Source organism: Marinobacter sp. Hex_13 (assembly GCF_001566815.1).
Lineage (GTDB): Bacteria > Pseudomonadota > Gammaproteobacteria > Pseudomonadales > Oleiphilaceae > Marinobacter > Marinobacter salarius.
Genome location: NZ_LSMM01000027.1, coordinates 1 through 18,459, shown reverse-complemented (window position 1 = coordinate 18,459; position 18,459 = coordinate 1). Strand labels below are relative to the sequence as shown.

At 58.4% G+C, this 18,459-nt stretch carries 16 protein-coding genes; 2 read left to right on the top strand and 14 right to left on the bottom strand.

What is annotated here, in order from left to right; translation table 11 throughout:
- Positions 1-32: 32 nt before the first annotated feature.
- On the top strand, positions 33-896 hold the full coding sequence (locus AXW11_RS06135; RefSeq protein WP_256713585.1) for a substrate-binding periplasmic protein: 864 nt from the start codon (positions 33-35) through the stop codon (positions 894-896).
- On the opposite strand, the gene AXW11_RS06130 is transcribed toward AXW11_RS06135, so the two are convergent.
- The 6 genes from AXW11_RS06130 to AXW11_RS06105 form a co-directional block, all read right to left on the bottom strand.
- Positions 876-1,637, bottom strand: a complete 762-nt coding sequence (locus AXW11_RS06130) for an ABC transporter permease family protein (protein WP_143071132.1) — start codon at positions 1,635-1,637, stop codon at positions 876-878. The two genes, AXW11_RS06135 and AXW11_RS06130, sit on opposite strands and share 21 nt — an antisense overlap.
- Complete coding sequence (locus AXW11_RS06125; RefSeq protein WP_075195560.1) at positions 1,630-2,559, bottom strand: metal ABC transporter solute-binding protein, Zn/Mn family; 930 nt, start codon at positions 2,557-2,559, stop codon at positions 1,630-1,632. The genes AXW11_RS06130 and AXW11_RS06125 overlap by 8 nt, the downstream gene beginning before the upstream one ends.
- Entirely contained in the window at positions 2,549-3,676 is a 1,128-nt protein-coding gene (locus tag AXW11_RS06120) for a hypothetical protein (RefSeq protein WP_075195447.1), read from the bottom strand. Before AXW11_RS06120 ends, AXW11_RS06125 begins: the two co-directional genes overlap by 11 nt.
- A gap of 49 nt (positions 3,677-3,725) precedes the next feature.
- Positions 3,726-5,057 (bottom strand): SdiA-regulated/phytase-like domain-containing protein, encoded by a 1,332-nt coding sequence (locus tag AXW11_RS06115; RefSeq protein WP_258955187.1) that lies wholly within the window; start codon positions 5,055-5,057, stop codon positions 3,726-3,728.
- A 51-nt stretch (positions 5,058-5,108) separates the two neighbouring features.
- Positions 5,109-5,195, bottom strand: coding sequence for a DUF1826 domain-containing protein (locus AXW11_RS06110; RefSeq protein WP_075195446.1), 87 nt, complete (start codon positions 5,193-5,195; stop codon positions 5,109-5,111).
- Between the two features lie 176 nt (positions 5,196-5,371).
- Positions 5,372-5,533, bottom strand: a complete 162-nt coding sequence (locus AXW11_RS06105; RefSeq protein WP_159265582.1) for a hypothetical protein — start codon at positions 5,531-5,533, stop codon at positions 5,372-5,374.
- 219 nt (positions 5,534-5,752) lie between these two features.
- On the opposite strand from AXW11_RS06105, the gene AXW11_RS06100 reads away from it, so the two are divergent.
- Entirely contained in the window at positions 5,753-6,181 is a 429-nt protein-coding gene (locus AXW11_RS06100; RefSeq protein ID WP_036202370.1) for a hotdog fold thioesterase, read from the top strand.
- Here AXW11_RS06100 and AXW11_RS06095 read toward each other — a convergent pair.
- The 8 genes from AXW11_RS06095 to AXW11_RS06060 form a co-directional block, all read right to left on the bottom strand.
- On the bottom strand, positions 6,146-7,483 hold the full coding sequence (locus tag AXW11_RS06095) for a cyclic di-GMP phosphodiesterase (protein WP_041333588.1): 1,338 nt from the start codon (positions 7,481-7,483) through the stop codon (positions 6,146-6,148). The genes AXW11_RS06100 and AXW11_RS06095 overlap by 36 nt on opposite strands.
- Before the next feature lie 171 nt (positions 7,484-7,654).
- A complete protein-coding gene (gene pelG / locus AXW11_RS06090) occupies positions 7,655-9,031 on the bottom strand; it encodes an exopolysaccharide Pel transporter PelG (RefSeq protein ID WP_041333591.1) in 1,377 nt (458 codons plus the stop codon).
- Positions 9,031-10,551 (bottom strand): GT4 family glycosyltransferase PelF, encoded by a 1,521-nt coding sequence (pelF, locus tag AXW11_RS06085; protein ID WP_036205546.1) that lies wholly within the window; start codon positions 10,549-10,551, stop codon positions 9,031-9,033. The genes pelG and pelF overlap by 1 nt, the downstream gene beginning before the upstream one ends.
- The gene (locus AXW11_RS06080; RefSeq protein ID WP_036202376.1) at positions 10,548-11,534 is read right to left on the bottom strand and encodes a tetratricopeptide repeat protein; all 987 of its coding nucleotides are present in this window, start codon (positions 11,532-11,534) and stop codon (positions 10,548-10,550) included. The genes pelF and AXW11_RS06080 overlap by 4 nt, the downstream gene beginning before the upstream one ends.
- The gene (locus AXW11_RS06075) at positions 11,524-12,888 is read right to left on the bottom strand and encodes a PelD GGDEF domain-containing protein (protein ID WP_075195444.1); all 1,365 of its coding nucleotides are present in this window, start codon (positions 12,886-12,888) and stop codon (positions 11,524-11,526) included. Before AXW11_RS06075 ends, AXW11_RS06080 begins: the two co-directional genes overlap by 11 nt.
- A gap of 25 nt (positions 12,889-12,913) precedes the next feature.
- Positions 12,914-13,438: a hypothetical protein gene (locus AXW11_RS06070; RefSeq protein ID WP_036202378.1), complete on the bottom strand. Its 525-nt coding sequence runs from the start codon at positions 13,436-13,438 to the stop codon at positions 12,914-12,916.
- 11 nt (positions 13,439-13,449) lie between these two features.
- Positions 13,450-16,926, bottom strand: coding sequence for a tetratricopeptide repeat protein (locus AXW11_RS06065; RefSeq protein WP_075195443.1), 3,477 nt, complete (start codon positions 16,924-16,926; stop codon positions 13,450-13,452).
- A 4-nt stretch (positions 16,927-16,930) separates the two neighbouring features.
- On the bottom strand, positions 16,931-18,459 hold a 1,529-nt coding region (locus AXW11_RS06060; RefSeq protein ID WP_502690940.1), incomplete at its 5' end, for a polysaccharide deacetylase family protein.

Here is an 18,459-nt window from a genome sequence, read left to right as displayed (position 1 = left end):
TACTTGCGGTGATCCGGCTGGAATTCAACCGTGTGGACGAGCGATCGCACCAGAACACTCATGGCGGAATGATGTTGAAAAAACTGTTTGAACCAACGTTGCGACTGTTCTGTGCGCTTTGTGTCTGGACTGGGGTGCTGACCGTGCCAGTTTCTGTCCAGGCGTCTGAGGACACCGACTGCAAGACGCTGACGGTGAGTGGTAACCCCGAATACCCACCCCTGCTGTGGCGAAGCACAGAGAAGGAGGGGGTTCTGGTTGGTGCCGTATCGGCGCTGTTACGGGAAATCGTCGAGCCCATGGGGCTGGAGGTTGTGGTCCGGGACCTGGGGTCCTGGGCCCGGGTTCAGCATATGGCTCGCAAGGGTGATATCGATATGGTCGCGGGCGCGTTCATTACCTCAGAGCGTATCGGCTACATGGATTACCTGCTCCCTCCGATCACACATCTCCCCACGGCTGTCTGGGTTCCCAAGGGTGGTGAATTCATCTACCGCCACTGGCCGGACTTGCTGGGGAAGCGCGGCAGCACGCTGATCAACAACAGCTTTGGGCAGAACTTTGATCGTTACGCAGACAACAACCTTCAAATCGAAGGGGTCAGAAGCATCGAGCAATCTTTCAAAATGGCACTTGCCGGCAGGGTGGATTATGTTCTCTACGAAGTGCTGCAGGGGCAGGTGAAGCTGGACAGCCTGGGTGTTGCGGACCGGTTTGAGGCGCTGGAGCCTCCTGTCAGCAGGGAGGGCCTATTCTTTACGTTCTCAAAGGCATCACCGTGTAACACGTTTGAGTTACGGGAAGCCATAGCCGACCGATTGTACAAACTGGTGAGTGCGGGCCGGGCCAGGCAGTTGATTCATGACTACACCCGGCTATATAGAGGAACGGAGTGAAGGGAGCTTTTGGGTAGCGATCGCTCCGAACAGACTGCAGGCAATAATAGAAACCACGATTGCAGGCCCCGCCGGGATATCCAGGCTGGCGGATAACCAAAGCCCGACGCTGTGTCCTGAAAAACAGTATGCTGCGGCTGCGAAAAGGCCATGTCCACGAAGAAAACAAAGCATCAGCGGCGCGACAATCAGGGTTGCAAACACGACGTAGATTCCCGCCATGTTGACGGTCGTGGTCACGGCCACCGCAAACAAAGGTAGAAAGCTCAACGAGCGTGTGCGTTCCGACGCTGTACTCTGCCACAACAACACGGCACCGGTGATGGTGACCAGCGGTATCAGCGCCGGGCCGGTGACCCACAGTAGATCCCCATTCAATGTCCTGGCCAGTTGCTGCGCCCCATGGGGATCGTTGCTGACCACCAGAGTGGCGAAGCTTGCCCCGGCGACATAGAGAATGCCAATCATGGCCTCGCGGTGTTCGGGGACCCATTTCAGAATCAGGTGCACCATCGCGACGGCAATGAACGCAAATAACAGCCCGCTGGCAGGAAGACCTGCAACGGTGTGATCCGGTAACAGTGACATCCCGGCCAGCGACCCGAGGGCCGCCCACTGGGCAATCGCCAGGTCTGCAAACACCACGCCCCGCGCCAGTACCCGGTAGCCCAGGGGGACCAGGCTCAGGGCCATCAGCATGCTTGCCCCCAGGGGTGTCAGTAGCCACAACCAGCTAGTCATTGCTGGCACTCTCGTTCGGGCGCTGCGAACGATAATGTTCCAGGCGACCAATGATGTGGCTGATCAGCGCCGCAAGGTGATCGGTGTCCGCGTCATTGGTGACGGTGCTGGGGAGCACTTCAACCGGAAGATCGACCTTCTCGGCTAGCCAGTGTGCGGGACGCTCGTCCTGGTAAGTGGCAATCAGGATCAACGCCAGTTCTGGAATCGCCGGGTCTGAAAGCACATTGCTCAGGTGGGATGCGCTTGGAGGCAGCCCCGGTTTAGGTTCCAGGTCAATGGCAGTGTCAATGCCAAGCCAACGCAGAAGGTATCCGAAGGTGGAGTGTTGAACCCCCACAGACATGCCTTCCAAATGCCTCGCTGCATTACGCCATTGCGTCGTTTTCAGATGCCAGTGAACCTTCCATTGTTGCTGGCGCAAACGGATACCATTGGTTTGTTCGGGCGCAAGATCAACGATTCTGTCTGCCAGTGCATTCAGGATCACTGGCACACGTTGTGGGTCCAGATGGATGTGTGGATCACCTTCCGGATGGACGTCGCCCATGCTGCGGTCTACATGTTGGTGAGGCTGATGCAGGTGGACCTGTTCTGCCGCAAAGAACAATCCCGGTTTCCCGGGTTGCACGTCCTGGTTGGATGCCCTGCTGATCAAAGCTGGAAGCCAGCCGGCCTCCAGCGACGCGCCGGTACAGACGGCAAGGTCGGCACGTCGCATGGCTGCAATCAGGCTTGGCCTGGCTTCAATATAGTGGGGATCCTGCATGGCCGTGGTCGCCGTGTGAATGTCCGCATCCGGAACCAGGGCCCGTACAAGGCTTGCCCACTCCGGCTCGCAGGCAAACACGTTGAGAGTTGCCTGGGCTGGCGTTATGACCAGCCCCAGCAGGACGCCCGATAGTAACCGCTTAAAATCCATGGGCACCATGCGCTCCGAAGCTCATTACGTATTGCAGCATGACGGTATTGTCGGCTTGCTCAAATCCTTCTGCCTCCTGGTGCGTGTACTGCAGCCTTACCGTTGAGAAGTGCGAGCGTGACCAGGCCAGCATGACGTCCGTTTCCTTCAGTTCCTGATGATGAAAGTGGTCGCCGTGAGCGTCCTGGAGTTCCACCTGTCCGTAGCGGGCACCCGTGGACCACTGGGGGGCGAACTGGTATACCGCCGACGCATACCACCCTTCATGAACATCGTTCGAGGTGGCATGCTCGTTCAGGTTGTCGGCGTACAGGTATTCACCACTCAGGGTCAGTTGCTGCTGGCGGTTGTTGCCTCCGGGGGCCCATTTCCACACCAGATCGGTGATGTAGAGGTTTTCGCCAGTGTAGCCGGCACCATGAGAGTGCCCACAGTGGTCTCCCTCATGATCATGGTCGTCGTGCTCCTCGTGGGCTTCGCTGTGAGTCTGACGGTTGTTCAGATACGAGAAGCCCGCCTGCCAACTCTGTGACCGGGAGAGGTCGCCCCCGACTCGTGTATTGACGGTATACACGCCGATGTCTTCGTCACCCTCAGAGAGTCTGCCGCCATCAAAGGCCTCAGCGCCAATCTGCCAATAGAAAGGCGTGGGAAGTAACAGGTTGAGGCGCAGGCCATCGTCGAAATAATGGCTTCCCAGCAGGGCTCGATACACGGCAGGGCGTTCGACGAAGTCGTCCTCGTGGAGGTGGCGACTGTTCAGGTAACCCACCTGAGACAGAAACCGCCCGCCGCGAACACTAAGGTTGTAGGGCATGCCGGTGGTCTGCAGGAAGGCTTCTTCAAGCTCCAGTTCGGTTTCACCTTCGTGATCTTCCAGAACCGCTGTCAGACGGCCCTCGAACAGATCATCGATGGGCGAAGACAGGGACAGTTCGGTATGACCAAGACCAAAGCCTTGATCACGGTGTGACAGGGCCGTCTGGTTCTGTTTGTAATAGCCGTCCAGGATCACGCTGACGTCAGGGTTCAGTTCGTTGGCCTGGTTGGCTTGGATGGTGGCGAGCGGGAACAGGGCCAGCGCGAGAGCGCTGGCACCAATGTATCGGTGTGTCATAGAGGTCCTCTGACTGCAGGATTGTGTGCGGATGGAGCGTTCTCTGGTGTCATTCTTCGTGATCGTGATCGTGATCGTGATCGTGATCGTGGTCTGGCAAGCCAAGCCAGACCAGTCCGGATGCGGCGAAGTCCAGAGTGATCGTGCGAACGATGTCACCATCGTGCGTGTCGATCTCGATGATGGTCTGATCGTTGGGGTTCAGCACGAACAAGCGGTCTTCCGACGCGGACTGTGCGATGGCTGGAGCCGCATCCGTCTCCGCCAGAGGGGGCGTGATATCAAGGGTTGCGGCCAGGGCCCATTCGTCGGACGGATGGAAAATCCGCAGCTTGCCGTCGTCGCCCATGACATAGAAAACCTCGCCGTGGGCATCAAAGCCCTGGGCGATACGGCCAACGCCGTCTTCAAGCGCGAGTTCGCTGTAGTTATCCGTGGCCGCTTCGGCATCGATCACAAACAGTTGATCACCGGCAATGCCGACCATTTCCTCAACGTTGTGATGGCTCGCCAGTGTGCCGATCCGGCTGCCGTTTTCCAGGGTGTCAGGGTTGCCAAGCTTGGTCGCCGGATAAGAGACGCCGTGCAGATCAATTACCAGGACGCCATCGCTGCACCCAAAGGCGACAACGTGATCGTTGGCCGCTGCACCGTGGAGCCGGGGGCAGGTTTCGCTGTAGCGTTCCTCGAACGCGAATGCGCCGTTGGCGAAATCGTAGCGCTCGACCTGGCTGGGCAAGGTGGTGTCGGTGACAGAGGCATCGCGGTAGGTAACGAACAGTTTGCTATCCGCAAGTTTGGCAACGCCGTGCATGTTGTTGTCCAGATCCAGGGAGGCTTCGGCGGTTCCTCCTCCCAGCGACTCGTCGGTGAACACGGTGACTTTGGAGCTGGCGGCGTCTGAGCCATCAAAGAAAACGATGCCCCGATCGTCGCCCAGCGAGTAGTGAGTGGGGCGGTTATCGTTCAACGTCAGGTTGAGCATGGTTGGCGTTTCCGCGTAATCATGCATGTGGTCGCCGTGGTCCTCGGTATACAGACCACTGTCGAAAAAAGAAACCAGATCGTCGCCACGCTGAATAACGACCCCATAGCGGCTATCGGGGCTGCTGAACAGTCTGGGGGCTTCCCCCGTCAGTTCAAACGTGGCCAGGGTTTGACCGTTGTCGTCGATGTCCAACACCTTTACGGCATTAGCGTCAGTATCGAACAGCGCTAGACGGCCGGCGTTATCGATGTCGGTATGCTCATGGGAATCATCGTCATCCGAACTGCTGCCGCCACACCCTGCGATCAGGATGGCGGAAAAGGCGATGGCCATGGATGAACGGCCTGAAAGAGCCCAATTCCGTTCGGCTTTCGAATTGTCTTGAATTGTCATTCCAAACTCCTTGTTGTGTTAAATGTTATAACATTGCGTTTCAGAGGTAGCTCAAAGCCAGTCCAGCGCCAGAACCAACCGTGGATGGCGGCTAGGTGAAGGCGACCTGTGGACCAGCCCTTTCCCTTCATTACCCATTCAGTTGCCGATTTCGACATTAATGTTATGTTATAACATAATAAACTCGAAAGCCAAGCTTTCTCCCTTTGTGCTCAATCCAGAGATAGACCTTGGGGAAGAAGAAAAGCGAAGTGTGACTGACCTACTGGTGGATCAGGAGCAGTTGTTGGCAGGGAAGGCGTTTTGGCAAACGCTCAACGATCCGTTCCCGGCCTGGGAAGAGCTCTGACGCCGGTCGAGTGACTGGCCTGGGTGGCTGGGCGCTTCGTGTCGTGGCGGGACTGCTGTTTCAGATCCAGCCACGCCTGAAAAATGCTGCTGGCGTTGCCGGCCAGTTGAGTTGCTGCTCGGCTCATCACACCGTCTCCTGTTTGCATCGACTCACTGAAAGACTAGCAGTAATAATCTTTAATGCAAACGATTATCAATAACAATTTGGAGTGTGGTTGATCTTGCCTGATGGCATACGTTTATTGGATACCCACCCTATGGTCGTTCGCTACCTATCTGTATACACTAAAGAGCTTTGGGGCCCCTCAGCTTACAGGGCCCACAACACTAGGAGGTAGCAGTCGATGGCAATCTGGACCCGCAGTATCCCCACCCTCGAACAAATGGCCGAAGCCAGTAAAAACACCGCTGTCGAGACCATGGGTATTGAATACGTGGAGATTGGTGATGACTACGTGATTGGCCGGATTCCGGTCGATGAACGCACGGTTCAGCCGTTTGGCATTCTCCATGGTGGATCGTCAGTGGTGTTGGCGGAGACCCTGGGGAGCATGGCGGCCAATTATTGCTTGCGCAAGGAGAACCAGATTGCTGTGGGGCTGGACATCAACGCCAACCACATCCGCTCCGTTACCAAGGGCTGGGTATACGGAACCGCACGCCCGGTTCATATCGGCGGCACAACGCAGGTCTGGGAAATAAAGCTGGAAAACGAGGAAGGCAAGCTGACCTGTATCTCAAGACTCACCATGGCCGTCATCGACCGAAGCTGACACGTCCGGTGCTTTACGGTTGAGAATGCCCTGTTCGATGAAGTCCTTCATTACGATGCCGAAGCTCTCGTCCGGCACTTCCCGGGCAATCTTGTAGGGTTGTCCGGAGCTGTCCTGCGTTTCTTTTAACAGGTTTGCTTCGCGAAAGATGGCCAGCGGCTGCTTGTTTGCGTCTCGCACAAGCAGCACCCGCGGTTTGAGTTTACTGGTGGGATGGGTGGCCACTACGATGCCTACCTCACCGTTGGTCATTTCCACGATGGATCCGGGCGGGTAAACGCCAACCATGCGGATAAACTCCACCGCCAGCTCCGCATCGAACTGGGCGCCCTTGTTGCGGTGGATAATCTGCAACGCTTCCATGGACGCCCGCCCCTTGTCGTAAACCCGGGAGCTGGTGATGGCGTCGTAGGTGTCGACCAGCCCCACGATTTTCGCGAACAGTGGAATCTGCTGCCCGGATAGGCCTCGTGGATAGCCCTTGCCATCCATTCGTTCGTGATGGGAATAAGCAACATCAACGGCCGCGTGTGCCAGTCGGGGGAGTGCCGCAAGCACATCGCGACCAAAAGTGGTGTGGTTTTTCATCACCGCGAACTCTTCGGGCGTGAGGGCCCCGGGCTTGTTCAAGATCTCGTCATCAATGCGCATCTTGCCGACATCGTGAAGCAGGCCACACAGTGCCACAGTGCGAATCTCACCTTCCAGCAGCCCCAGGTGCTTGGCAAACGCAGCTGACAGGATTGATACGTTGATGCAGTGTTCGGCCGTGTATTCGTCCTTGTTTTTGATCTTGGTGAGCAGTAGCAGAGCATTGTCGTTGCGCAGTACGCTATCCACGCAATCATCCACCACCTGGTGGATCTGGTTCATTTCCAGGGTCCGCCCGAGCCGCAGGCTGGACATGATGTTTTTAGCCGTGGCTTTGGCATCGGCATAGTTCATCCGTGCCGTTGCCATTTCTCGGCTGGCGTCCACTTTATTGACGTAGGTGACTTTCCGCTTGGGGATGGCCGAAGGCTGTTGAGAAACGTTGGGCTTGCTGGTTTTAGTTGATGTTTTACGTCGGCTCAGCGGCGCGTGTCTCTCGGCAGTTGGAGCGACTTGTACACGTCCTTCCACGATGACCGTTTCGCACTGTTGCTGCACGGCAAGCACATCTTCCTCAGTCTGAAGAATGAAGCCCTGCAGCAGGAAATCGGTATCCTCCCACGGCCGGTCCAGACGAATCACATGCATCCCTATTGCCAGTTGGGATACCGGAATTTCAGTCTCTACGATGTCTTCGCGGCCCATTGGCATAGTAGATTTTCTCGAAGCCAGGATTGGCGCGATCGCCCGATCAAACTCCGGGTTTGTGCGCCCCAACCAAAGTATGAGTGAACGCTCCGCCCGTGTATCGCTTGAATCCTAAAATAGTGTCAAATGCTGTAACCAAAAGAAAACGTGCCGGTCATTTCAGCCTAGCATGCGCTACCGTCCCTGCAACATGAAGGTTTCGTACTCCAGCTTGTCGAACTTGCGCGACAGCAGCCACAGGCCGGTCAGCGCTGCGAGCAGGCCTGCGGCGGCAAAACCATAGCCATAGAAAGACGCTCCCAGTTCGATGGTGATGAACGTAAACGCAATATTGCCGAAGAAAAACAGTGCACAAAGAGTGACGTTAATGCCTCGTGCGTCGAGGTAGAACAGCACGTTCTGGATCGCCAGCAACAGTAACTGGATGCCAACGGCGACCAGGTCAATGTGGAATAGCGGCAGGTACAGAGGGGATATTCCGATGGCCGCCAGGATTTCCTCGCTCCAGAGGAAGATTACGATGACCGTCAGCCCCTGCACCTTGAAGATCTCGTAGATTCCGTTGCGGGCCACGATGACCATCTGGTCCCGGAAGCGATTGATCCGTTCCAGGGTGTCGCCCTCCCGTACCGCGTTGTAGAAACGCTCGTAGGCCTCGGCAAAGTCGGTTTCCATGCGAACCAGAAAGACCGCCATACCGGGGATAATCGAGAGGTAAGCCAGGAAGATGGGCAAGTCGTAGATCACCGACGCGCGCAGGCTGGCGATAATAGGCTGTGAGGTGTCCGGGTGAAACCAGAAGATGAATTTGTCGGCCCACACCGCCGCATTGAACAGCAGGCCGGTGAGGATCAGCGCCGGAAAAATCTGCCGCCGCCGGGTAAAATCAAATCGGATGAAGTGGTCACCCGGATACTGCCGGATAATGGTGTAGAAGAAGCTGAAGAAAAGCAGGCTGTGGCCCAGAAGAAGGCCGGCCAGCAACCCCTCAAGGCCAAATTGTGACAGCACCATGGAGCTGACTACGGCGGTGGCGTAACCCAGCGCAAACACCACCACAATGCGACGATAGGACTTCATGCTGGACAGGAAGATTGTCACCGGCCACAGGTTACACAGCACGACAAAGTTGGCCAGCATCAGCAGGCGGTACAGCACCGAAGTGTCGCTGAAGAACAGCACCATGGCCATCAACCCCAGCCCCAATGACAGTACCGTAGTGACCCAGATCAGCCCCATCAAATTGGGCAGGATCAGGTCATTGCGCTTGGCGTACAGCCGGTCTGCCACCCAGCGGGTGAAGACGTGCTGGAACAGGCCCGACAGGGTCAGGGAGACGGCCATCAGGTAGGTCACCGATACCAGGAACTGAACCACCTCGGTATCAGATACCGCCAGTGTGAAACTGATCACCCCGATCATCATGACGCCGAGCACCGACAGCACCCAGGGGCCGGAGCTGATGATACCGGCCAGGCCGTAGGCCTCGAACAGGTTCAGGAAACTGTCGCGCTTGAGGATGCGGCGTATCTCGAAACCGATGCCTGCCATTAGCCGTTCAGCCCCTTGTTGTAAATGGAGCGGTAGGCCCCGAACATGCTTTCCAGGGTATAGAACTTCTGTACCCGCTCCAGCCCCGCTTTCTGAGCCTGTTGCCATTGCTCGGGGTTCGACAGCAGCCGCACCGCTTCCCGCGCGGTCGCTTCAGGATCTGCGATGGGCACCACAGCACCGCTGGCGCCCAGTGCACGGTCTTCGTCGCTGGCGCCTTCCAGTAATTCGCGGCAAGCGCCCACATCGGTAGCCAGGCAGGGCAGGCCCGCAGCGTGGGCCTCCAGGATTACCAGCGGCAACGCTTCGGAAATGGACGTCAGTACCATCAGCCCAAGCTGAGGAAGAATGTCGTTGACGTTCTGGAATCCCAGGAATTTCACTCGTTGGTTGAGGCCCAGGCTATCCACCAGTTCCTTGCACTCGCGTACGTAGGTTTCGTCCTCGTCTTCCGGACCGACGATCCAGCCCTCCACGTCGGGAATGGTTTCGCTGACCGAGCGCATGGCACGGATAAAGGTTTTTATATCCTTGATGGGAACGACCCGCCCGACCAGTCCCAGCACTTTCGGGATGTGGTCGGGGCGGGCCTTCCTTGCGGCGTCGAAGCGGGTGGGCTCAATGCCGTTGGGAATGATACAGGTACGTTCAGGCGGTGCTCCGTCCTGAAACTGCCGTTGCTGATTGCCCTGGTATAGCGACACGATCGGGTCCGCCTGCTGGTAGGCCAGTCGTCCAAGGGCCTCGAAAAAACGGATCCAGAGCCGGCGAATGTATCCCAACTGCTCATTCAGCGTACCGCTGACCTGGTCCGTGGGGTCGTGAATCCACTGGGCCTGGGAGAGGTCAATCTTGCGTTCCTTGGTGTAGATGCCATGTTCACTGAGCGCGAAGGGAATGCCCCGCTGCTCGCTGGCGATGGCGCCGAGCAAGCCCGCGTAACCGGTGGAAATGGAATGCAGCATGCGCACGGCCGGCATCTTTCGCGCCACTTCGGCGAGCTGGAACAATGGCGCGTGCATGATACGGATCGACCAGAAATAGTCGACAAAGGACGGCTCCGTACAGTATTTACGGTAGTTCTCGTCAATCATCTCCCAGCTTTCTTCACTGTAGAGGAAGTCGTCACGGCTGATACCCTGCTTCTGGCCCAGGTCGGCAAACACCTTGTGGAGGATGTCTGGCGGTACTGACTTTTCGGACTTGAACTGCTCGTGCAGGCACTTCTGGGCCTCGAAGGCGGCCTTGTTACCCCGACGTGGCCGGGGTTTGCCAGCAGCTTCGGTGTCCATCAGGTAGTGGCATTCCAGGTGAGTGACATTGTCTGGCAGGACATACTGTTGCTCGCCGTAATGTGCGCGGTCGCCGCCCAGAAAGATCAGGGCGAAGGTGTATTCCGGCAAGCCGGTAATGACCTGGTGCACCCAGGAGGACACCCCGCCCCGGATGAACGGATAGGTGCCTTCCAGCAACAGGGCGATGTCAGCTTTGGGGGTTACGCTGGTTTTGGGTAATGTCATAACCATGACTCGATAACCGGTCGGTTGGCGGGGTGGAAACGCTCAAGAGGGCAGGCCGAAAGATGTTGGCGCACCTGAGCAAAGTCCCGGCGCAGGTACGCGACTTCCCCCAGGTAGGGCATGATCAATTCCGGTGACGAGCCGCCGGCAAGCGCCGAACGGAAGGCCTCTTCCGCGTTGTCGATGTTACCCAGGGCGAGTTCCACACGGCCGAGCAGGCGCCAGTCGTTGTGTTGGGAGCGTCGGGCCACCAGTCGTCGTAGCAGTTTCCCCGCACTGTCCAGGTAGTAGTGTCGCAGGCCGCCCTGGGCCAGGCCCAGATAAGCCATTTCCCACCAAACCTGTGCCAGCCTCCGCTGAAGGGAAACACTGGTCAGGTCGTCGGCGTTCTGCAGTGACTGCTGGAGAGTGCCGGCCCGTTGGGCCAGGGTTTTCTCTTTTTGCTCAAGCATGGAATAGGCCAGCAATCGCACATCGTCAGACGGGTCTTTCAGAGCTTCACGCAGAATTTCAATGGCGTCCCGGTCGTTCATCTGGCGAGTGGCCATCAGTGCTTTCAGGCGTTTGTCGGTGCTAATGGCTTCGCGCAGTACCTGGCGAAGGCCGCCCTGGCTGTAAACCACCTGTAGATCCATATCGATCGGCTGGAATGGCAGTTCGGGGATGTCCACTTCCTGCCAGGGTATGTCGCGACTGGACCGCGGTAGATACAGTGCCAGCAACATGCCCAGTACCAGGCCCACGCTGCCAATGAAAGGGATGGCAAACTGCAGGGTGAACAGGAAGACACCTGTGGTAATGGGCTGCCCGCGATAGCGCGACGGCATCAATGGCAGCAGGATCAGGGTGAGCAGCGCACAGGCCATGGCATGGGCGATCAGGTAAGCGGCCAGCTCAAGGTTGCCGGCGGTGGGTGATAGCAGTCCGGTGACGCCGCCGGTTTCCAGCGCCAGGGCGAGCAGTGCAAACCAGCTATTGGCCATGGCTGTTCTTTCCCTGGTTGTGCTCTCCCTGGTTGTCGAACAGGAAGGCCTGCACCCACTCATCGGCCTGGGCCCGATTACGGACTTGCAGGGTTTGCGGTGTCACCAGGTCACTGGCATGCAACCCCAGCTGTTCCCTCAGTCCGTCGTCCAGCCGTTGTAGATAGCCGGCCAGGCCCAGTTCATCGGTGAGCGGCATCAAAACAACGATGTAGCGCTGATTGCCGGCCCGATGCTCGGCAATCACATCAAGGCCCCGGCGGACTTTTTGAATATGGTCGGCAATCAACTGGCCATTGCGGCTGTCGGCCAGCGGCAAGCCCACCATCGCTGCGGGTAGGTTGAAGAATTCCGCGTCGCGGCCTGCACGGGCCAGATGGCGCCGGAAGTAACGCCATTCCGGTGATCCGCCGGCCTGTATTTCCGAGTGTTCATGGGCGATGTCTGCCATGTGCCCGGCCAGGATCGCCAGCAGTCGCAACGAGCGAGCCTCGAAGCTGAAAAAGGGCATGGCCTCGATAACACACAGGCCGATAAAGCGATCTTCGGAGTCAATCAGGGGAATGGCTGCCAGCAGATCGGTGTCGAGGTCGCCCATACGCTGGCGGAACTCAGTCTGCACCGACACCAGTTTCCGTTCCGCCAGTGCGTGCAGCAGCAGTGGATCTTTCAGGTCCACCTTGCGGAAGCGACCGACCGTTGCCAGTGGTTCCGGTTCGGGTACGCCATTATTGACGGCGTAGATGCCGGCAATCTGCAGTTGTCCGTAACGCCCCAGTAGCTGGAGCATCAATGAGGCCGTCTCCTGATTCAGGCCGGCCTGACCGGCTTCGCCAATCTGCGCGTACAGGCGTCTAAGCGCCTCTCTCAGGCTGCTGGAGCTGCCGGCCAGTTGTTGCTCGAGTCGGTCATGGGACACCTTGAGCAGATAGTAGTTGCGGGTGAACTCTTCCAGGCGGGAACCGCGGTAGTCGTTGCTCGCTTCCAGTTTTTGCTGCTGGCGGCCCCAGTAGTCCCGAAACTCACCCGCCAACAGGCTGATGCCGAGTACCCCGGTGGTCCACACGTAGGGAAAATCACGGGTGCCGCTGGTGATCTCAAACCGCAAGTGAAAACCCAGGGCGGCGATGATGATCAGGGCTGAAATCAGCGCCATGAAAAAGCCGTACCTCAGGCCTACCAGTAGCGGTCCCAGCACGGGCCAGGGAAAGTTTCCCGTCAGATAGAACGGATCATCCGGCCGGTGCCAAACGCTAAAGGCCAGGAAAAACGCGGTAATCAGCAGGGTTTCCAGCCACTTCAGCGCAATGGGTACCCGTACCTTCTCGCCCGTTATCTGCTCTGCTTCGTCCATAGTGAACCCTGTTGCTCAGGCGGTATTATTGGCTTTCGATCAGTGGCATGGCGTTGGCCAGCTCGTCCAGAACCTTATGGGCCGCCACGCTCAGGCTTTCACGACCCCATCCCGTGCGGGCCGAGGTGCCGGACCAGACGACGCGATTGTCGTCTGCGTTGCGTATTTCCAGGGTAATGCCTACGGCGGGCTCGCCATCCAGCCCACTTTTGTAGCGCCATTCTTCCACGGTGCCCGTGAATAGGTAGTCCGCGCCATCGTTGCGGGCCGTGGCGAGAGCTGTTTGCTGTCGTTCACTGCTTTCGTACAGCAAGGGGTTGCGGTCATCGGGCAGGTAGAGGGTCACGTTTTCGCTGCCCTTGGCTCTCAGGATCGCGGACAGCACACTGGCGGCCTGGTCTCCGGCCTGGGGTGTCTGTGACAGGTTGATCAGCGGCAGCACCGCAAACTGTCCATCCTCCGGAATCGGCGAGCCCTCCTGGCTCTGGATAACCGAACAGCCAGCCAGAAGTAACAGGGTGAGCCAGAGGCTATGGCGTAGTGTTTTCATAACGGTCTCCTTCAGCGACCAGGGTAAATCGTGTATGTAAGATTGAATTCGGTTCGGCCGTTGCCGTCCAGCCCTTCCGACGACCAGCGTCCAGACAAGGCTAGTTCATCATCCCCCAGCACCCGCCAACCCAGGCCCACTTCCACACCGATTTCCGCCGTTGAAGTGGATAATACATAACCGGCGTCCAAACCGAGAAATGCGCGGGGTGAGGGTGTCGAGCGATACAGAGCGTGGGGTGAGCCATGGAACCAACGTGTGCCCACACCGATACGTTCATACTCCTCGGTCAGCAGGCTGGCGGTTTCCAGTGGCTGATCCAGTGCCGCAAGGGTGGATGAGGGCAGGGTTTCGGCCAGGGATAGCTGCTGGTTTCGATAACCGGCGCTGATAATCCAGGCCGGGTCATTGCGAAAAATGGTGTAGGTGGCATTCAGGTCCAGCCCGTAGCCGTCCGCCAGTTGATCGTTCTCCAGGCTGTTGACCGTCAGTTGCTCAAGTTGGGCATTCAGGTTAAGCCGGGAGAAAGGGGTGTAGCTGGCGCTGGCGTAGGCGCGGTCGCGGCGGGTCAGCCACCAGGCTTCGGCGCTGTCCGGTGTGCGTTCCTGGAAATGGTAGCCGGCGCCGAAGGCGATGCGGTCAGACCATTGCTGGTCGAAGGCAGCGCTGATGGCCAGGTCATCCTGCTGGTAGCGTGGCAACTGGCTGACCGATAGCGACCAGGCGCTATTGCCTGAGCGCCTGTCCACCTCGAAAGAAGTCTCACTGCTGCGACCGGGGGTGCTTATCAGTCGCCCGGAATCGCTCGCCTTGAGAGTGCTGGCAGACAATTTCCAGCGAAACTCGTCTTCGCTGAACTGCCCGGTTATCCCGCTGCGCTGAACGGTAAAGTTACCCAGGTTCTGCCAGCGGCTGCCCACTTGAATGGCACGGTTGAACGTCTGGTGTAGATTTACCGTGTCCTGCATCGTCACCCTCTGTTGTTCCGCCGTCATCGGACTGTTGAGTCGATCAAGCTGCCGAACATAGCGGCCTGTCTGTTGTTCGCGGTTTTCCGGCGCAGACCGTAGGGTTTGTCCGATGCGTTGGCGCACCGCTGCGTTTCGGCCGTCCGGTGCCGGTAGCAGGGCCTCCGCGACCAGCGTGTCACCCTGATTGGACGCAAAGTACGCCAGGGTTTCGCGTAATCCCCTCTGGTCAGGGTCGTCGACTTCGCCGCTGCGGGGAAAGGTCGCCAAGGTTTGCCAGGCCAGTTTGAGCAACCCTTCCTCACTGTACACCGCAAAGCGGCTGGAGCGGCTGGAGCGGGTGGATGGGTCTTCCTGTAATCTTTTCGCGGCCTTTTGGCGAAGATCGGTTGCGGTGCCGGGTGCACCGGTCTGATCCAGCAGTCTTGCCGTCGCCAGAAGCCACTCAATGTCATCACTGCGGGTATCCATACCCTGACGAAACCAGTTCAGAGCCCGTCTTGGCTGGCCCAGGGCACTGTAACCGTAGGCCAGGACCGGATAGGCGGCGGGAGAAGGTGTATCACCGATTCGGGCCAGCAGGGCCGGAAGGGTGTCGGCGAACTGTTCCGCATTGGCAAGTTGCAGCCAGGCCCAACTGATCATCAGGTTCTCATCGTCGGGTGCCAACTCCCACGCGGCGCGGTAGGCATCGTTTGCTGCCAGGACCTCGTCGTTGCGCTGGTGAATCAATGCCCGAAGTGACCAGTAGCGCGGGTTGTTGCGGGCAGTGGGAACGTCCGTTTGCCAGCGTTCGAGGGTTTGCTCCAGTTCCTGCCATTGCCCGAGCGCCAACTGGTATTCAGCGATAGCGGCCAGGAACCGGGGTTCCCCGGTTTCAAGGAAAAGATGTTCGCTCAACGACAGGGCCCTTGGGTAGTCCTCGAAAAGGGCTGCCAGGTTGAGCAGGCGCTCCTTTAAATTCGGCGTAAGCTCAGAGTCGCTTCTGGCCAGGAGACTTTCATAATCCCGCTTCAGGATGTCGGTTCTACCCAGGCTGTTGGCCAGGTCCATCCGCATGATTTGAACTGTCTCGGCCAGTTGCCGGTCTTGCGGCTCGAAATTCAACAGCGCCAGGGCGCGTTCAGGTTGCCGTGTGCGCCAGTAAAGAGAGGCCAGTTGTATGCGGTCGGCGTCGGATAACCGTGGCTCGTTTTCCAGCAGTTCAATGGCGGCGGGGAAATCACGCAGGTTAACCAGCAGCGTCAGTAGTCGTTCCCTAAGCGTGTCGGACCGGGGAAATCGTGATCGGCCTTCCGTTAGCCATTCCCTTGCATCATTGAAACGCCCGGAACCCACCAATGCGTCGGCCAGGGTGATATAGCCTTCCGGTTGCAAACGCTCCTGCCTGGCCCCCTCGGTTAACAGCATTCGCAGTGTGTCCCACTGGAAGAGCCCGCGCGCCAGATCCACCGATCGTTGAAAGGCTTGCGCGGAACCGGTTTGTTGATAGAGGGACACCCATACAGGCAGCGCTTCCTGCGGCAGGCCGTTCCACTCCAGCACTTGAGCAATGGTTTGCCGATCTTCGCGAGTGAGTCTGTCCGGTGTCTTCTGTAGCCTCCGGATAGTATTGAGCGCTGCTTTCAGATTCCCGGCGGCGAGTTGAAAGGCCAGCAATTCTCGCTGGAACTCTGTGTTGTCGGGATGCCGGTCCGCCCGTTGCCGAATCCAGGTGGCTTCGTCCGTAGCCGAACCAGCCAGTCTTGCCAGCCGGATACCTTCGGTCTGTGCTGGTTCCGACATCCGGGTGTCCGGGAGCTTTTGCTTGAAGAGTGCCAGCGCCGCTTTTGGATTGCCGCCGGCAAGCTCCAGGCGAATGATGTTGTCGATGAACTCATCGCGGGCCTCGGGGCGGACGGTGTCAATATAAGGGCGCAAGGTCGCTGCAGCCATTCCAGGCCGACCCTCTGCTTCCTCCAGCCGAGCGATTTCACGGGCCAGTTGAAGCCGTTGGCCGGGGCTGGTCATCCGGTCCTCGACGCCTTGCAGCAGTGTCAGGTAACGGGGCTGGCTCAGCCAGCTGGAGGCTGGCCTTAAGAGCTCCAGAATGCGTTCCGGTTCATAGGATTGGCGGACCAGCGCCTGGGCGTCGGCAAAGAGTTGGTCTTTCCGGGCCTCCCTCCGGGGGCCTTCTGGGATTGCAAACAGGCGTTGAGCCTGCAGTTCCAGGTAAAACTCAAAGGCCTCCTCCGGCACCGTCTGTTGTGCCATCAAGGGGGCCAGTACCTGGTCTGCGCGTTCCAGTTGGCCGGTTGTGCTCAGGGCCCGGGCCAGGCTGAGGCGTAAGGGAACGTTGTCTGAATCCGAACGCAGTAGCACTTCCAGATAGGCGATGGAAAGGGCGTCTGGCGTTTCAAGGTACTCCGGGTTCTCGAACACTGCCTGTCGCGGAAACAGCAGATACAACGCCAGCGCGATAAGCGCTCCCATAAGGACCAGCGCGGGCAAGCTGAAAAAGGACTCCCTGTTCCGACGCATAACGCTATTGGCACTCCAGCATCAGGGATTCTGTTTGCCGGCTGCTGAGAACAATCCGCACCTGTTCACCCGACCGTGACATCCGTGCCGAACCGCCGCTGGTTGTACATCGGCGGGTTCCGGCAAGGGTGAATTCCACGTTCCGATGGCTTTGCAAACCCAGCGTTATCCGCCATTTCCCGGCTACCTGCTCGCGCTGCCATTGGGTAAGTACCCCATTGGCGTGGGCCAGCCAGGGGCCTTTCGGGGCGGAGTCGGTCAGGAGCAGGCGGGGCGAATCACCGGTCAGATGCACGTAGCGGTGGCCGGCAGCATCGTGGAAACCGGCGACGCCAGTGCTTCTCTCTAGGTCGGGAAACCGGTCCTGCTCAATGGTGACGGTGTGGGGTTGGCCAATACCGCGCCAGTGCCAGCCACCGTTATCGTCCCTGAGCAACGCCGAGTAATAGAGGGTTTGCACGCGCTTGGCGTAGTCGCTGAGATAGAGCGGTGTGACGGGTTGATCTAGGGCGTATTTGTAGACCTCATGTAAGGCTCCGAGGGCCTCGGGTTTGGTGCCCGAATAGAAGTGGTAGTAAATGCCCATAGGCTTTAGTCGGCCTTTGACTTCGAGGATGCGGAAAGTGTCCGTCACATTGCGAAAGCCATAGTAAGGGCCTGTCCAGTTGTTGGTGTAGACGTTTTCGTTCATCACCGGTGCGTACACCTGCAGTTCATCGCCTACGGGGCGGGCGTCAGGCCAGGTTTCCGCCAGCTCGGAAGCGTAGGGCAATGGCTTGGTGTTGCCGCCATTAACGTTGACCAGGCCAGCTTCCCGAACCCGTTTCAAGGCATTGGCGCCGGGCCGGGCGTCGCCTGTCCAGAGGAACACCGATACGGGCTTGTTCGCCGGGGCCAGACGTTGATTAATGTATCGCACCGAGCCTTCGATTTCGCGTTCAAGCGAAGCCTGGTAATCCGGGATGTTCATGAAATAGCCATACAGTGTGTTTTCAAGCCTCGGGGCGGTGCCACCTTCTATCGATTGCCAGAAGAACGGATGACTGTAGGTATGAGATGCAACTTCCACCGAATTTAATCTGAATATGGCCCTGGCGATGCGTTCCGCCTCTTTACTGGCGCGCGGGTATAGGCCCTCGGGTGAAACTTCCGCTTCGATGACCGAAACGGTATGGGGCACCTCATACCGTGACAGAATCTCATCCTGGATGACCTGGGCGCCCAACGGGCTACCGGGGAATTCCCCCCGCGAGACGAAGCCATCGCCGTCAATGTGGGCGGTGAGTATGCGGCGGCCATTCTCCGTGGTGGTATCAATTACCGGCATGGCAGGTGCACTGAAGGCCTGCTGGATAAACTCGAAGGGATTGAACAGCCAGTAGGCTTCGTCGTCGGGGCCGGTTTCGAACAGGAAGGGCGCTGAGGCCACGCCGCCTTTGTCATGGGTGTAGATGGCCGAAAATTGCTGGCCCTGCGCGTCGGTGATGGTCAGCCAGGGCGTGTGTCCTTCTACTTTCGGCATGGCCTGTGTGG

What these genes read in the sequence shown, in the direction of transcription:
- AXW11_RS06070 (WP_036202378.1), bottom strand. Translation starts at nt 13,438, where the DNA reads ATGAAAACACTACGCCATAGCCTCTGGCTCACCCTGTTACTTCTGGCT.
- AXW11_RS06095 (WP_041333588.1), bottom strand. Translation starts at nt 7,483, where the DNA reads ATGCCAATGGGCCGCGAAGACATCGTAGAGACTGAAATTCCGGTATCC.
- AXW11_RS06065 (WP_075195443.1), bottom strand. Translation starts at nt 16,926, where the DNA reads ATGCGTCGGAACAGGGAGTCCTTTTTCAGCTTGCCCGCGCTGGTCCTT.
- AXW11_RS06080 (WP_036202376.1), bottom strand. Translation starts at nt 11,534, where the DNA reads ATGGCCAATAGCTGGTTTGCACTGCTCGCCCTGGCGCTGGAAACCGGC.
- AXW11_RS06100 (WP_036202370.1), top strand. Translation starts at nt 5,753, where the DNA reads ATGGCAATCTGGACCCGCAGTATCCCCACCCTCGAACAAATGGCCGAA.
- AXW11_RS06130 (WP_143071132.1), bottom strand. Translation starts at nt 1,637, where the DNA reads ATGACTAGCTGGTTGTGGCTACTGACACCCCTGGGGGCAAGCATGCTG.
- AXW11_RS06115 (WP_258955187.1), bottom strand. Translation starts at nt 5,057, where the DNA reads ATGACAATTCAAGACAATTCGAAAGCCGAACGGAATTGGGCTCTTTCA.
- AXW11_RS06075 (WP_075195444.1), bottom strand. Translation starts at nt 12,888, where the DNA reads ATGGACGAAGCAGAGCAGATAACGGGCGAGAAGGTACGGGTACCCATT.
- pelG (WP_041333591.1), bottom strand. Translation starts at nt 9,031, where the DNA reads ATGGCAGGCATCGGTTTCGAGATACGCCGCATCCTCAAGCGCGACAGT.
- AXW11_RS06125 (WP_075195560.1), bottom strand. Translation starts at nt 2,559, where the DNA reads ATGGATTTTAAGCGGTTACTATCGGGCGTCCTGCTGGGGCTGGTCATA.
- AXW11_RS06110 (WP_075195446.1), bottom strand. Translation starts at nt 5,195, where the DNA reads ATGGGTAATGAAGGGAAAGGGCTGGTCCACAGGTCGCCTTCACCTAGC.
- AXW11_RS06120 (WP_075195447.1), bottom strand. Translation starts at nt 3,676, where the DNA reads ATGACACACCGATACATTGGTGCCAGCGCTCTCGCGCTGGCCCTGTTC.
- pelF (WP_036205546.1), bottom strand. Translation starts at nt 10,551, where the DNA reads ATGACATTACCCAAAACCAGCGTAACCCCCAAAGCTGACATCGCCCTG.
- AXW11_RS06105 (WP_159265582.1), bottom strand. Translation starts at nt 5,533, where the DNA reads ATGAGCCGAGCAGCAACTCAACTGGCCGGCAACGCCAGCAGCATTTTT.